At 39.8% G+C, this 13,331-nt stretch carries 12 protein-coding genes; 10 read left to right on the top strand and 2 right to left on the bottom strand.

Annotated features, from left to right (window positions below; genetic code table 11):
- Window positions 1-139 precede the first annotated feature (139 nt).
- The 5 genes from IGL48_RS12415 (at window position 140) to allE (ending at window position 6,048) form a co-directional block, all read left to right on the top strand.
- Window positions 140-445: a hypothetical protein gene (locus IGL48_RS12415; RefSeq protein WP_229236154.1), complete on the top strand. Its 306-nt coding sequence runs from the start codon at window positions 140-142 to the stop codon at window positions 443-445.
- A gap of 530 nt (window positions 446-975) precedes the next feature.
- Window positions 976-2,472 carry an allantoin permease gene (gene allW / locus IGL48_RS12410; protein ID WP_010824212.1) on the top strand — a complete coding sequence of 499 codons (1,497 nt, stop codon included), beginning with the start codon at window positions 976-978 and terminating at the stop codon, window positions 2,470-2,472.
- Window positions 2,473-3,837 carry an allantoinase AllB gene (gene allB / locus IGL48_RS12405; RefSeq protein ID WP_010824211.1) on the top strand — a complete coding sequence of 455 codons (1,365 nt, stop codon included), beginning with the start codon at window positions 2,473-2,475 and terminating at the stop codon, window positions 3,835-3,837.
- A 180-nt stretch (window positions 3,838-4,017) separates the two neighbouring features.
- Window positions 4,018-5,241, top strand: coding sequence for an allantoate deiminase (gene allC / locus IGL48_RS12400; protein ID WP_010777958.1), 1,224 nt, complete (start codon window positions 4,018-4,020; stop codon window positions 5,239-5,241).
- Between the two features lie 21 nt (window positions 5,242-5,262).
- Window positions 5,263-6,048: a (S)-ureidoglycine aminohydrolase gene (gene allE / locus IGL48_RS12395; protein ID WP_002384779.1), complete on the top strand. Its 786-nt coding sequence runs from the start codon at window positions 5,263-5,265 to the stop codon at window positions 6,046-6,048.
- Window positions 6,049-6,165: 117 nt separating this feature from the next.
- Here the strand turns inward: allE and IGL48_RS12390 are convergent, their stop codons facing one another.
- Complete coding sequence (locus IGL48_RS12390; protein WP_282852848.1) at window positions 6,166-7,791, bottom strand: PucR family transcriptional regulator; 1,626 nt, start codon at window positions 7,789-7,791, stop codon at window positions 6,166-6,168.
- A 171-nt stretch (window positions 7,792-7,962) separates the two neighbouring features.
- Here IGL48_RS12390 and IGL48_RS12385 point away from each other — a divergent pair, with 171 nt between their 5' ends.
- Window positions 7,963-9,171, top strand: coding sequence for a pyridoxal-phosphate-dependent aminotransferase family protein (locus IGL48_RS12385; protein ID WP_048949429.1), 1,209 nt, complete (start codon window positions 7,963-7,965; stop codon window positions 9,169-9,171).
- Window positions 9,172-9,268: 97 nt separating this feature from the next.
- Complete coding sequence (locus IGL48_RS12380) at window positions 9,269-10,528, top strand: MFS transporter (protein ID WP_010824209.1); 1,260 nt, start codon at window positions 9,269-9,271, stop codon at window positions 10,526-10,528.
- A gap of 45 nt (window positions 10,529-10,573) precedes the next feature.
- Here IGL48_RS12380 and IGL48_RS12375 read toward each other — a convergent pair whose 3' ends face one another.
- On the bottom strand, window positions 10,574-10,834 hold the full coding sequence (locus tag IGL48_RS12375; protein WP_002355063.1) for a metal-sensitive transcriptional regulator: 261 nt from the start codon (window positions 10,832-10,834) through the stop codon (window positions 10,574-10,576).
- Between the two features lie 168 nt (window positions 10,835-11,002).
- On the opposite strand from IGL48_RS12375, the gene IGL48_RS12370 reads away from it, so the two are divergent.
- From IGL48_RS12370 to IGL48_RS12360, 3 genes are read left to right on the top strand one after another with little or no spacing between them, the layout of a single operon-like run.
- A complete protein-coding gene (locus IGL48_RS12370) occupies window positions 11,003-11,317 on the top strand; it encodes a rhodanese-like domain-containing protein (RefSeq protein ID WP_002365287.1) in 315 nt (104 codons plus the stop codon).
- On the top strand, window positions 11,318-12,967 hold the full coding sequence (locus tag IGL48_RS12365) for an FAD-dependent oxidoreductase (protein WP_002355065.1): 1,650 nt from the start codon (window positions 11,318-11,320) through the stop codon (window positions 12,965-12,967).
- The gene (locus tag IGL48_RS12360) at window positions 12,960-13,259 is read left to right on the top strand and encodes a rhodanese-like domain-containing protein (protein WP_002355066.1); all 300 of its coding nucleotides are present in this window, start codon (window positions 12,960-12,962) and stop codon (window positions 13,257-13,259) included. Before IGL48_RS12365 ends, IGL48_RS12360 begins: the two co-directional genes overlap by 8 nt.
- Window positions 13,260-13,331 lie beyond the last annotated feature (72 nt).

Genomic DNA, 13,331 nt, shown 5'->3' with positions numbered 1-13,331 from the left:
CTAGTAAGCGTGAACTCACTAATCAAGTTTCAAATAACTACCAAAAGCTAACTGTATATTCATTAAAAATAACTAGAGTGGTTGTGGTTTGAATTAACTGTAAGCACTCTATTTAAAGTAAATATAAAACCTAAAAATCATGAAAGCCAACCAACAATTATTGCACGATTTTGCTAGGGCAGTCGCCGCATTAGCCCATAGTCAGCCGATTCCAGGAATTTATGAACTCTTACAAAATGCCCAACGGACCTTTATTAAGATGGCTGATAGTATGCAACAAGACATTGACAAGCTCCACAAGCCCCACAAGCTCCACAAGCAAATACAAAAGCTCAATGAGTTTGATCGACAAACCAAAAACTTATTCGCCACTAGCTTAGAGGAAATGCATTATAAACAAAGATTTCTGATAAAATCTGAAATCTTTGTTTATTTTTTTGATTAAAATTAAGCAATTTTTTATTTTCAAAATGTTATTTTTTAAAACGTAAAAATTGAAAAAGAAGATTTTGAATCTGTGAAAAGTTGTCGATCTTGTGAGAAAACTCTTTTGTCAGTGTCTTTTTTCAGGATGGGTCTCTTCCTGAAAATCCACTTCAGTTTATCTGTTTTGTGTGTTTTTGATTAAAAAATGTTGTGTCGGATTTCATTTAACTGTATAATTTATTTATGTCATTTTTAATAATAAGCGTATTTTAGCATTGGAAAAGAGAAGTTGTACATAATATGTGAATAAAAAGATTTGTTTCTTATTTTTTAGAGTGAGAGGGCGATATAAAAAAGGTTGCTATTTTTTCGTTCAAAGTGAACAAAGAATCGTTTGTTATTTAGTTGGGGTAACTAATGATTCTTGTTATAAAAAGCGCTTACAATTCGTGTGATGAGAGTAGTACGCATGTTTGTGCAAAAGTGACAAAAAAGAGAAGGCAGGGTGTTTTAATAGAAAAAATTTTTTAATAAAAAGGAGAGTTTGTCGTGGAGAAAAATGTGTCTCAAGTAACAGCTCAAGAAGAAACAGCGATGAAAGCACGTGGCTACAATGAGGATTTGTTGCCAAGTAGCCCGAAACAACGGACAATGGGCGCGCGCAATTTTTTTACATTATGGATGGGTTCGATTCATAATATCCCGAATTATGCAGCAGTGGGCGGCTTTATTTTCTTAGGTTTATCGCCGCTGCAAGTTATGCTGGCAGTTGTGTTAAGCTCATTCATTGTAGCAACTTTCATGAATTTGAATGGCGTGGCTGGCTCTAAATATGGCATTCCTTTTGCGATGCACTTACAGTCTACTTACGGCAGTCTCGGGGCAAAACTGCCAGGGTTCTTAAGAGGTTGTGTGGCCGCGATTGCTTGGTTTGGTCTGCAAACATTTACAGGATCGCTGGCTTTATTAATTATTCTCGGGAAATTTTGGCCGAACTTTTTAGAAATTGGTGGATCATTCCAGTTTTTTGGTCTCAGGCTATCTGAATTAATGGCGTTTACTCTTTTCTGGCTCTTAAATGTGGCAATAGGTTTCGGTGGTAGCAAAATTTTGAACCGGTTTACCGCCATTTTAAGTCCGTTGATTTATGTCGTTATTATTGGATTAACGATTTGGGCCATTCGAGCTGGGGGCGGTTTAACACCAATTTTGTCCTATCAAGTTTCTGGTGCGATTCGTTCAGTCAATCCACTGGTGGCGTATCTGATTATTTTTAACTCGGTTGTGGCCGTTTGGTCAGCGCCTGGTGCGAGTGTGGCGGATTTTACTAAGAATGCGCGCTCGACGCGTGCTCAGGTTGTGGGGCAAACAGCAGGTTTAGTTGTTGGTTATGGGATTTTCGCTTTTTCCAGTGTGGTTATTCTGTTAGGTGGTTCGCTGTATTTTGGGATTCAAGAATGGAATATTTTAAACATTATTGATCGTTTAGATAATGTGGCGGTGGTGGTCTTAGCCATGTCGGTTTTCTTATTAACGACTATTTCAACGAATGCAACGGGGAACATCATTCCGGCAGGTTATCAATTGGCGGCGCTGTTTCCTAAAAAAATGACGTATAAAAAAGGCGTCATGATTGCCAGTGTTATTAGCTTTCTTATTATGCCTTGGAAACTGATGGAAAACGCCGATAGTATTTTTATTTTTCTGAACGCAATTGGGGCTGTTTTAGGACCAGTCGCTGGTGTGATGATTGCGAATTATTATTTTGTTCAAAAGCAACAAATTGATTTAAATGCTTTATACGTAGATAAACACAAAAAAGAGGAAGCCAATCCTTTTTACGGATTAAACAAGCCGGCGTATGTCGCTACTATTCTGGCGTTGGTTCTTTCCTTAAGTGGTCAATTTATTCCACAGGTTAAAATCATTGCTGATATTTCGTGGTTTGTGGGCTTTGCCACAGGTTTTGTGCTGTACTTAGTGTTAAAAAAATGGACTTGGGATTCAAAAAAAGTGAAAGAAACAGCTTATCAGGAGGGAAAATAAATGCAAGCAGAGTTAGTGATTAAAAACGGGTTAGTTATTTTAGAAACTGGAGAAGTCATTACGGATGTCGCCGTTCAAGGAGGAAAAATCGTAGCGATTGGGCAAGACTTGTCAGGAGAACGTGTGATTGATGCGACGGGTTTAGTCGTTAGTCCTGGGATGGTGGATGCTCATGTTCATATTACCGATCCTGGTGGTGGTTACCGCGATGAATGGGAAGGGTATGTCACAGGAACGGCCGCTTGTGCCAAAGGGGGCGTGACGACCTTTATGGAAATGCCTTTAAATCAGATTCCAGCAAGTGTGGATAAGACCTCTCTTGAGATCAAATACAAGGCAGGAGAAAATAAACTAAAAGTAGATGTAGGGTCATTTGGGGGCATGGTCCCGACCAACTTGGCTGGTGGGATTCAGGAACTTGATGAAGGAGGCGTTTCCGGCTATAAATGCTTTTTAGGAACGTGCGGCGATCGTTCAATTGAAGGAGATTTTCAAAATGTCGACGATTATTCGCTATATGAAGGAATGAAACAAGTTGCTAAGACTGGCAAAGTGCTAGCAATCCATGCAGAAAATGCGCCAATTACGGATAAATTAGGCGCGTTAGCTTATCAAAATGGCGAAACGACTTTAGCAGCATATGTAGCTACACGTCCTGTGTTTACCGAAGTTGAAGCGATTCAAAAAGCTATTTTATTTGCCAAAGAAACAGGTTGTCGGATTCATATTTGTCATGTGGCTTGTCAAGAAGGCGTGGAAGAAGTTTTAAAAGCCCAAGCAGAAGGGGTAGATGTGACTTGTGAAACATGTACGCATTATTTATATTTTACCACGGATGAACTTGATGCCATTGGTCCAGTTGTCAAATGTTCGCCGCCGATTCGTGACGCGGACCAACAAGCCGCCTTATGGAACCACGTGCAAACAGGCGGCATCGCGTTTGTAACCTCTGACCATTCTCCTTGTACGCCAGACTTAAAAGATACAACCAATGCTTTTGAAGCTTGGGGCGGCATTTCTGGTGTTCAAAATAACGTCGATGTGTTATTCGATGAAGCCGTCCAAAAACGTGGTTTATCCTTGAAAAAATTCGCGGATATGATTGCAGCAAACCCAGCTGACCGTTATCACTTAGCACAAAAGGGCCGCATCAGCATTGGTAAGGATGCCGATTTTGTACTAATTAAACCTAATGCGCCGTATATCTTAAAAGCAGAAGATTTAGAATATCGAAATAAAATTAGTCCTTACATTGGTCGTGAAATTGGGGCCCAAGTGATTCAAACAATTTTAAGAGGCGAAACAATTTACGCACAAGAAACTGGGGTAACCGAGGCGTTTAACGGCGTATTTATCAAAAATTAAACACCTATTTTAGAATGAAAAGGGACAGAAGTGTGATTGAATTAGCGCCTCTGTCCATGAGTTAGAGAATGTTCATTGGTTGTTTTGCACAAAAAAAGGCTTAATTTTGTTTGATAAGTACAATGAAGATAACTAGGGAAACGTTTACAATCAGAGTGTAATCAGTCAGGAGGTTTTGTGATGGACTTGGAAAAAGTTTTAAAACAAAGAATCGAAGAGTTGTCAGCAATTGGGAGTGATCCTGCAGGAGGGATGACACGCTTACTTTATACAGATTCGTGGTTGGCAGCACAAAAGTATGTGCAAAGCCAAACTGAGGCGTTTGGACTGGAAACGCAATTTGACGAAGTCGGGAATCTGTTTTGTCGAGTGGCAGGAACGGAATTTCCTCAGGAAACGATTTTAACTGGGTCACATATCGACACAGTAGTTAATGGTGGGACCTTAGATGGTCAATATGGTGTCATTGCTTCCATGACGGCTGTTCAATATTTATTAGACAAATATGGGAAACCACGGCGTTCTTTAGAAGTGCTTTCCATGGCTGAAGAAGAAGGGAGTCGTTTTCCAACGGTTTTCTGGGGAAGCAAAAATGTCGTTGGTGAAGCCAAACGTGAAGAAGTAGTCGACATCTCTGACAACGAAGGTAAAAAGTTTGTTGATGAGATGCATCGCCAAGGCTTTGATTTTCGGCAGGAGCAAACAAGACGTGAGGACATTGAAGCATTTGTCGAAATTCATATTGAACAAGGCAATATTTTAGAGAACGAAAAGCTCCAAGTCGGTGTTGTTCATAGTATTGTAGGGCAACGTCGCTACACGGTTAACTTAAAAGGGCAAGCCAATCATGCAGGCACTACGCCAATGAGTTACCGTCATGATGCGGTATATGGTTTTGCTAAAATTTGTGCAGAAGCCATTGATCGTGCGAATGAAATTGGTGATCCGTTAGTTTTAACATTCGGCAAAGTCATTCCGAAACCCAATACAGTCAACGTGGTGCCTGGAGAAGTGGAATTTACAATTGACTGCCGTCATACCGACGCTGCTTTTTTACGACATTTTACAGGTGAATTAGAAGAACGGATGAAGACAATTGCTCAAGAATTAGGCTTAACGATTACGATTGACCGTTGGATGGATGAAGCCCCTGTACCGATGAATCAAGCAATTGTAGAAGTTATTGAACAAAAAGCCAAAGAAGGCAAATATCAGTATCGTATGATGCATAGTGGTGCTGGGCATGATTCGCAAATTATTGCGCCTCATTACCCGACAGCGATGATATTTGTGCCAAGTATTGGTGGGATTAGTCATAATCCTGCAGAAGCAACGGCATTTCCAGATTTGGTTGAAGGCGTCAAGCTTTTAGCAGATACCTTATATGAATTAGCGTATAAATAAGATAGAAAAGGAAGAATTGTGATGGGTTATAAAAATAATCGAGTTGGTTACCAAAAAGAATTGTTAACATCAAGAGCTGTGATAAAAAAAGACAATTACGCCATTATTCCCCATGATGGTTTGGTGCAAAATGCAGTACCTGGTTTTGAAAATGTCGATATTTCCATTTTGGGATCGCCTAAATTAGGTGCGACATTTGTGGATTACATTGCTACGTTTCATAAAAATGGTCAACAAACAACTGGTTTTGGTGGCGACGGGATCCAAACGTTGGTTTATGTTATTGACGGTCGTTTGCGCGTTTCAGATGGTCAAGAAACCCATGAGCTTGAAGCGGGGGGCTATGCCTACTTTACGCCTGAAATGAAAATGTATTTAGCGAACGCACAGGAAGCGGACACAGAAGTTTTCTTATATAAAAAACGCTATCAGCCGTTGGCGGGCCATCAACCTTATAAAGTGGTTGGGTCAATTCATGACCAACAACCCGAAGAATATGAAGGAATGACAGACGTTTTACTTTGGAGTTTATTGCCGAAAGAGTTTGACTTTGATATGAATATGCATATCTTATCTTTTGAACCAGGTGCTAGTCATGCCTATATTGAAACGCATGTCCAAGAGCATGGTGCGTATTTAATTAGTGGCCAAGGGATGTACAATTTGGACAATGAATGGTATCCAGTGGAAAAAGGGGACTATATTTTCATGAGTGCCTATGTGCCACAAGCGGCCTATGCGGTTGGCCGTGAAGAACCGCTAATGTACGTTTATTCCAAAGATGCCAATCGTGAACCAGAATTATAACGAAAAGCCGAATGTAAAGTAATGACCTCGGAACAATAGGATTTGAACACGCAGTGGTGAACGGTAGAGTCCTTCTTCTTGGTAGACGTTACTTTTATTCGGCTATTTTCCTGTTAATTATTTTTCTGAAAGTTCCAGCGCTACCCGTAAGAGTAAACTCGTCTCAGGCTCTTGAATAGAGGTACCTAATAATTTTTCACATTGATTCATGCGATATTTAATGGTGTTTCTGTGAAGGTAAAGAGCGTTGGCCGTTTTAGTAATTTCGCAATTGAAATCTAAAAAAACTTTTAAGGTTTTTCGTAATTCTTGTAACGTCGGTTCCGTCGGATAGGCCAACTCTTTCAATTGTTGCTGGCAAAAGTATTCAACATCTTCAGTGCCAATCTTTTCAAAAAGTCCAGCTAGGCCTTTGGGATGGAACAATTGCACAGTTGCTGGTTTTTGAGCGTGTAAAGAAGCCTCTAATGTCGAGGAAGCTTCAATATAAGAATTAGGCAAATCTTCTAGGTTTTCATAAGCATTGCCTAAAGCAAAGCGAATGGTAATAGGCAAAGACTGTTGCAAACGTTCAGCGAGGTTTTGCAAAATCATCAAATGGTCATTTTTCTTAGATTGAAAAATCAAGATACTTTTATTTTGATTTTTTAATTTAAACAAGGCGACATCTGGCAGGATTTCCGGCAATTGTTCTTTGAGCCATTGGAAAATTAGTTGCCCTTCCGCTTGCTGATAACGAATATGGGTTTCATTTTCTGGTTTAGTCACGCCGTAGACAATCGCTAATTGATAATAATCGCTGTTGATTAAACGATAATTTTTCCAAAGTTCCAACCAATTTTGATGTTTACTCAGCGCTTCTTGATGTGTATCAAGCAAGCGGTCCAAAAAGTCTGTTTTGAGATGCTCAAAAGATTCAGCAATTTTCTGGTTTTTAAATAACATAAAAGTCAAAACTAAAATGGCCTGATCAATGGCAAATTCAGAAATAGGATAAGGAATCTGTTCAGGAGATAAGACCAATAAATAATAGGGAAAATAATCGTTCACACGAATTGGAAAGCCAGCTACTTGAATGTTTTCTTGTCGCTCATCCTGTAAACGAAAGATTTTTTTTTCTTGTGCCAATTGTTGAAAGTGGTCTTTTGATAATTGTTTGATAAAAAACTCCGCCGATTTTTGATTGCCATAAAAATAATTCGAGTGGGCAATCACCTGTTGCCAAGGACTTAATAAAATAACTGGCGCATTTAAAATTTTCGCAAATTCAGCGATGAAGCGCGTAGCATCAACATCTTGCATTAATAATGTTGAAAAACGCTTTTGGATGTCAAATGCTACAGACATCTGTTCGGTTTTGCTATCACGAAGATAGCCTACAATTTCATGCAACAACCCGCCTAGTGGCTGTGTGCTAGGAATTTTAATCAGGGGCAAATCAACGGCACTGGCATAGGCAACAATTTCTGGTGAAATTTCGTCAAGGAACCGCCCAACTTTGATTCCTAAAGCCGTACACTCTGCTTGTTTTAGCGAGTCAATAAAAGGTTTCAATTTTTCTTGATCATCTTTATAAATCATTGCCGTTGTTAAAATCATGACATTTTTAGGGATAAAATCAGCCACATCAGGTGTTTCCGTGATTTCTACACTTTCCAAGGGCTGTGTTAAGTTTGAGTGAGACGATAATAATTGTAAGTCAGAAAATCTTGGTAAAGCCAAGACCTCAGCTAATATTTTCATCACAACAACCTCCTTTTTTTATAGTATAGCGAAGAATAAAAAGGAGTACAAAAGATAGTTATTGAATATGTCTAAAAAACAAAGTCAAAATAGTGCAAATTGAACAATGAATTTCTGGGTTTTTCCAAAGATAATAAAAGAGAAGAATTAAAAATGAAGTGAGGGATTACTATGTATCAACAACCAAATTTTGTACGGCGAACAATCATGACGCCGGGACCAGTCGAAGCCCATCCATCGGTACTTCGTCAAATGGGTCAACCAATTTTAGGGCAATTTGATCCAGAATTTCTACAGATTATGGACGAAGTTCGGGAAATGATTAAAGTACCTTTTGCCACAAAGAATCAACAAGCCTTTGCCATTGATGGCACGTCACGTTCAGGCTTAGAAGCGGGGTTATTTGCATTGATTGAGCCAGGTGACAAAGTGCTTGTGCCTGCGTATGGCCGGTTTGCTTATTTATTAGGTGAAATTTGCGAACGCGCCCGGGCCGAAGTCATTTATTTAGAAAAGGACTGGCTCGCACCGTTTGAACAAACAACGGTGATTGAAGCGATTAAAGAACATCAACCAAAAATTGTTGCGATGGTCCACGGCGAAACGGCGAATGCACAAATGCAACCACTGGATCAAATTGGCGCCTTTTGTCGGGAAAATGAAATTTTCTTCGTAGTAGATATGGTGGCGACTTACGGCGGTGTCGAAACAAAGGTCGATGATTGGAAGATTGATATTGCGGTAGCAGGCACTCAAAAATGTGTCAGTGTACCTTCAGGCCTTTCTTTGATTACTTACAACCAACGTGTGGCCGACTATCTGGCGGGCCGTTACCAAAAAGAGTTAGGGCTTGGCGCGGATGCGCGGAATGAACGGTTCATTCAAAGTAACTACTTGGATTTATCGCAATTAGAAAAATATTGGGGACCAGAGCGCTTAAATCACCATACAGAAGCGACTACAATGATTTATGGGCTACATGAAGGGCTGCGCTTGTTACTTCAAGAAGGCATGGAAAATGTCTACGCACGCCATCGGAAAAACGATCGTATTTTAGTTGAAAGTCTGCAAAAAATGGGCTTAGAAATTTTCGGGAAGTTAGACACAAAAACACCAACAGTCATTCCTGTGGTCATTCCAGAAGGAATTAATGGTGAAAAAGTGCGGAGCTTATTACTGGATCATTTTAAAGTTGAAATTGCCTCTTCCTTCGGTGATTTAAAAGGAAAAATTTGGCGGGTCGGTAATATGGGTTACAGCAGTCGCGAAGACAATGTGTTGCATTTCTTAAGTGCCTTTGAGACTGTATTGAAACACCAAGGTTATCAATTTGAAGGCGGTAGCGGTAGTACTCATGCATTGGCTGAGTATTTAAACTAAAAAAGAAGGTAGGACAAAGGTCACTACGTAAAAAAGCGTAGTGCTTTTGTTCCTTGTGAAACGTTAACCAAAAAAATGATTGGTGGAGGAAAAGAAAATGACAGACAAGACAAAAAGTTCGTTGGCTTATTGGAAAAAAATCGTTATTTTACTATGTATGGGCTGGGTAACAATCTGGATTTATCGTTCCGCGCTTTCTCCTGTTTATCCACAAATTCGCGCGTCTCTAAATGGTAACGCTTCCGATACGGCCCTAGGGTCCATTTCTAGCTTTTATTTTCTCGGTTACGTAGTCATGCAGATTCCTGCAGGCTTCTTGGTAGACAAAATTGGGAAAAAACGTGTATTAATTCCAGGCTTTATCTTGTTTGCGCTGGCAGCATTACTGATTGCCCAAGCCCAAACGATTGGAACAATTTACTTAGGTAGCTTATTGGCAGGCTTAGGATGTGGTTCTTTCTATGGCTCGGCTTACTCGTTGACGTCGCAAAACATTCCTCAAGCCAAAAAAAGTTTTGCAACAGCTATTGTCAACAGTGGTTCAGCCGTTGGTTCAGGTTTAGGAATGATTTTATCTAGTTATTTAGTTGCCCAAAAAGGATTACCTTGGCAAGTGATGATGTACATTTCCGCCTTTATGATTATTTGTATGTTAGTGGCTTTTCAAGTGATTATTCGCAATCATAAAGAAGACATGGCCTTGATTCAGCCAACCGTTGTTGATGAAAAAGATAACGGAGCGGTAAAAGAAAAAGTGCCCTTTAAAAAACTGTTTGCGCCACATATGCTATTTGCGTATATTTTATATTTTGGCACTTGTTATGCATATTATATGATTGTGACTTGGTTACCTAATTTTTTAAGTACCGAACGTGGTTTCCAAGGAGCGGCAATTGGATTGTCCTCTTCGCTGGTCGCATTTGCCTCTATTCCAGGAGCGTTATTTTTTAGTCGGTTGGCGGATAAGTACATGCATAAAAAAGTTCAATTCATCGTTGTTTTAGAATTTTTAGCAACAGCCATGCTCTTGTTAACTGTACAAGTAAGTAATGCGACGTTGTTATTAATTGCTTTAATTATGTATGGGTTCTTAGGAAAATTAGCTGTAGAACCGATTATTATTTCTTGGCTAGGTGAAAATGCACCAAAAATTGGAATTGGCACTACTTTGGGCGTGTTTAACTTTTTCGGCATGATGTCATCTGTGATTGCCCCAGCTTTAACTGGGAAAATTTCAGACACAACGGGTTCGAAAGTCATGGGCTTTTATATCGCCGTCGTGATTTTACTAATTGGCACGATTCTTTTTATGCTTGTTAATTTAAAAAAACGCGGGGCAGATTCGTCTGATAAATAAAAAAACAACGCAAACTTATCTTACGCTGAATAAGTTTGCGTTGTTTTACTTTTTGACAATCATATTAATCGCTTGTGCTAATCGCTCTTCTTGTTCTTTAGGATCTTTTTCAGGATTTTCAAAGCAATGCTTTAAATTTTCCGCAACAATCATCCCCATTACGCGATCAATACTAGAACGGACCGCACTCAACTGAGTGATAACATCGATACATTCTTTTTCTTCATCAATCATTTTTTGAATCCCGCGAATTTGACCTTCTGTGCGGCGTAAACGATTCAGCACTTTCTTTTTTTCTTCAGTCATTTTGCCCCTCCTTAAGAGTAGTGATTGGTTTAAAATATACCTACACGAGGTATTTTTGTCAACTATCTTTTCTTTGAATCTAAAAATGGTAGAAATCTCTTCAGTTGACAAGTCTAACTTTTTCATGTTAAATATACCCCATAAGGTATATAAGAGAAGGAGAACAAAATGTTATTTCAATTGTTTAAAAAAACGCCAAGTATTTCAACAAAGGAATTGCAGTCACGTTTATCTAAAGAGATAACGTTATTAGATGTCCGGACACCTAGCGAATACCGCGCAGGGCATATTCCACAAGCGATTAATGTCCCACTTAACAAAATTCCCGCCTACAACAAATCCGCTAACGAGGTCTATGTGATTTGCCAGTCCGGCATGCGCAGCAAAAATGCGGCCAAAATTTTAGCGAGAAAAAACTATCACGTGATTAATGTTCGTGGCGGGATGTCCCAATGGTCTGGTCAAATTAAAGGAGGAAAATAAATGAAAATTGTAATTATCGGAGGCGTGGCTGGTGGTATGTCAGCAGCGACACGCTTACGTCGTTTAATGGAAGATGCTGAAATTGTTGTCATGGAAAAAGGCCCTTTTGTTTCATTTGCAAACTGTGGTTTGCCTTACTACGTTTCTGGCGAAATCGCAGAAAGAGAGCAACTGCTTGTTCAAACACCCGAAGCGTTAAAGGCACGGTTTAATTTAGATGTTCGTCCTCACCATGAAGTCGTGGCTATTGATCCAATAGAAAAAGTGATCACAGTGAAACATGAAACAGAAATTTTAACAGAACACTATGACAAATTAATTTTATCACCAGGGGCGAAACCTTTTGTGCCACCAATTACAGGATTGGCAGAAGCCAAAAATGTTTTTTCATTAAGAAATGTTCCTGATTTAGATCAAATTATGACAGCCTTGACACCAGAAACAAAACGAGCCGTCGTGATTGGCGCAGGCTTCATTGGCTTGGAAATGGCAGAAAACTTACAAAAACGCGGATTAGAAGTCACTCTCGTGGAAAAGGCACCCCATGTTTTACCGCCATTAGACGAAGAAATGGCCGCTTTTGTCAAAGCTGAATTAAGCAAAAACAATGTTCAAGTAATTACGGGACAATCTGCGGTTGCTTTTGAAGAAGAAGGACAAGTGATTCGCTTAGAAGACGGTCAAACATTAGATTCTGATTTAACCATTTTGTCGGTGGGGGTCCAACCAGAAAATACCTTAGCAGTTGAAGCAGGTGTAGCAACTGGTTTACGTGGCGGTATTGTTGTTGATGAACGCTATCAAACGAATCAACCCGATATTTATGCGGTTGGGGATGCTATTGTAGTGAAACAACAAATCACTCAAGAAGATGCGCTGATTTCTTTAGCTTCTCCTGCCAATCGCCAAGGACGTCAAGTAGCGGATGTGATTGCTGGGTTAGAGAGAAAAAATCAAGGAAGCATTGGGACCGCCATTGTGCGAGTCTTTGATTTAACCGCTGCTTCAACTGGTTTAAGCGAACGGGCTGCTAAAGCTGCTGGACTAACAACAGCTGTTGTGCATATCAGTGGAAAAGACCATGCGGGGTATTATCCTGGCGCAACAGATCTTCAGTTAAAATTAGTTTTCCATCCTACGACAGGGGAAATTTATGGCGCACAAGGAATTGGGGCAAAGGGCGTAGATAAGCGGATTGATATTCTTGCGACCGCTATTAAAGGACAGTTAACTATTTTTGATTTGCCTGAATTAGAGTTTACCTATGCGCCGCCGTTTGGTTCAGCGAAAGATCCTGTGAACATGTTAGGCTATGCAGCGATGAACCTTGTAGAAGGATTGAGTGAAAACGTTCAATGGTATGAGTTATCCAACGAATTAGCTAAGGGGGCTGTTTTATTAGACGTCCGTAATCCCGCCGAACGAGCCAATGGTCAATTTAAAAATGCTGTCTCTATTCCTTTAAATGAGTTAAGAGAACGTTTGGAGGAATTAGACAAGTCAACGGAGTACATTGTTAGTTGTCACAGCGGTTTGCGTAGTTATATTGCAGAACGGATGCTAAAACAAGCAGGCATCTCAGCCAAAAATTTAGATGGTGCTTTTGCGCTATATCGAATGGTAAAACCGGAGGAACTAGAAAATGTATAACACGATTGGCATGCCTGAATTTTATCAGGAAGCAAAACGAAAAAAATTACCGATTATTGATGTACGAGAAGAAATGGAATACCAACTGGGGCATGTCCCTCAGGCCATCAACTTACCTTTAAGTACTTTAACCGAAAATTATCAGCAATTAGATAAAAACCAGCCCTATTATCTGATTTGTCAAATGGGATCGCGCTCCGCACAAGCGTGTGCGTTTCTCAGTCAACAAGGGTATCAAGTAACCAATGTTCTAGGCGGTACATCTGGCTGGTTGGGTCAATTAGAACAATAAAATAACAAAAAACGTTTATCCTTTTACACAGGATAAACGTTTTTTTGTTAAATAAAGATGTGTCAAAACTGT

Source organism: Enterococcus sp. DIV1090, assembly GCF_050537975.1.
GTDB classification, from domain to species: domain Bacteria; phylum Bacillota; class Bacilli; order Lactobacillales; family Enterococcaceae; genus Enterococcus; species Enterococcus faecalis.
This window is presented reverse-complemented; position numbering and strand designations above follow the sequence as displayed.

Excerpts from the sequence above, each read along its gene's own strand:
- IGL48_RS12415 (WP_229236154.1), top strand. The coding sequence starts at position 140 with ATGAAAGCCAACCAACAATTATTGCACGATTTTGCTAGGGCAGTCGCC.
- allB (WP_010824211.1), top strand. The coding sequence starts at position 2,473 with ATGCAAGCAGAGTTAGTGATTAAAAACGGGTTAGTTATTTTAGAAACT.
- allC (WP_010777958.1), top strand. The coding sequence starts at position 4,018 with ATGGACTTGGAAAAAGTTTTAAAACAAAGAATCGAAGAGTTGTCAGCA.
- allE (WP_002384779.1), top strand. The coding sequence starts at position 5,263 with ATGGGTTATAAAAATAATCGAGTTGGTTACCAAAAAGAATTGTTAACA.
- IGL48_RS12390 (WP_282852848.1), bottom strand. The coding sequence starts at position 7,791 with ATGAAAATATTAGCTGAGGTCTTGGCTTTACCAAGATTTTCTGACTTA.
- IGL48_RS12385 (WP_048949429.1), top strand. The coding sequence starts at position 7,963 with ATGTATCAACAACCAAATTTTGTACGGCGAACAATCATGACGCCGGGA.
- IGL48_RS12380 (WP_010824209.1), top strand. The coding sequence starts at position 9,269 with ATGACAGACAAGACAAAAAGTTCGTTGGCTTATTGGAAAAAAATCGTT.
- IGL48_RS12375 (WP_002355063.1), bottom strand. The coding sequence starts at position 10,834 with ATGACTGAAGAAAAAAAGAAAGTGCTGAATCGTTTACGCCGCACAGAA.
- IGL48_RS12370 (WP_002365287.1), top strand. The coding sequence starts at position 11,003 with ATGTTATTTCAATTGTTTAAAAAAACGCCAAGTATTTCAACAAAGGAA.
- IGL48_RS12365 (WP_002355065.1), top strand. The coding sequence starts at position 11,318 with ATGAAAATTGTAATTATCGGAGGCGTGGCTGGTGGTATGTCAGCAGCG.
- IGL48_RS12360 (WP_002355066.1), top strand. The coding sequence starts at position 12,960 with ATGTATAACACGATTGGCATGCCTGAATTTTATCAGGAAGCAAAACGA.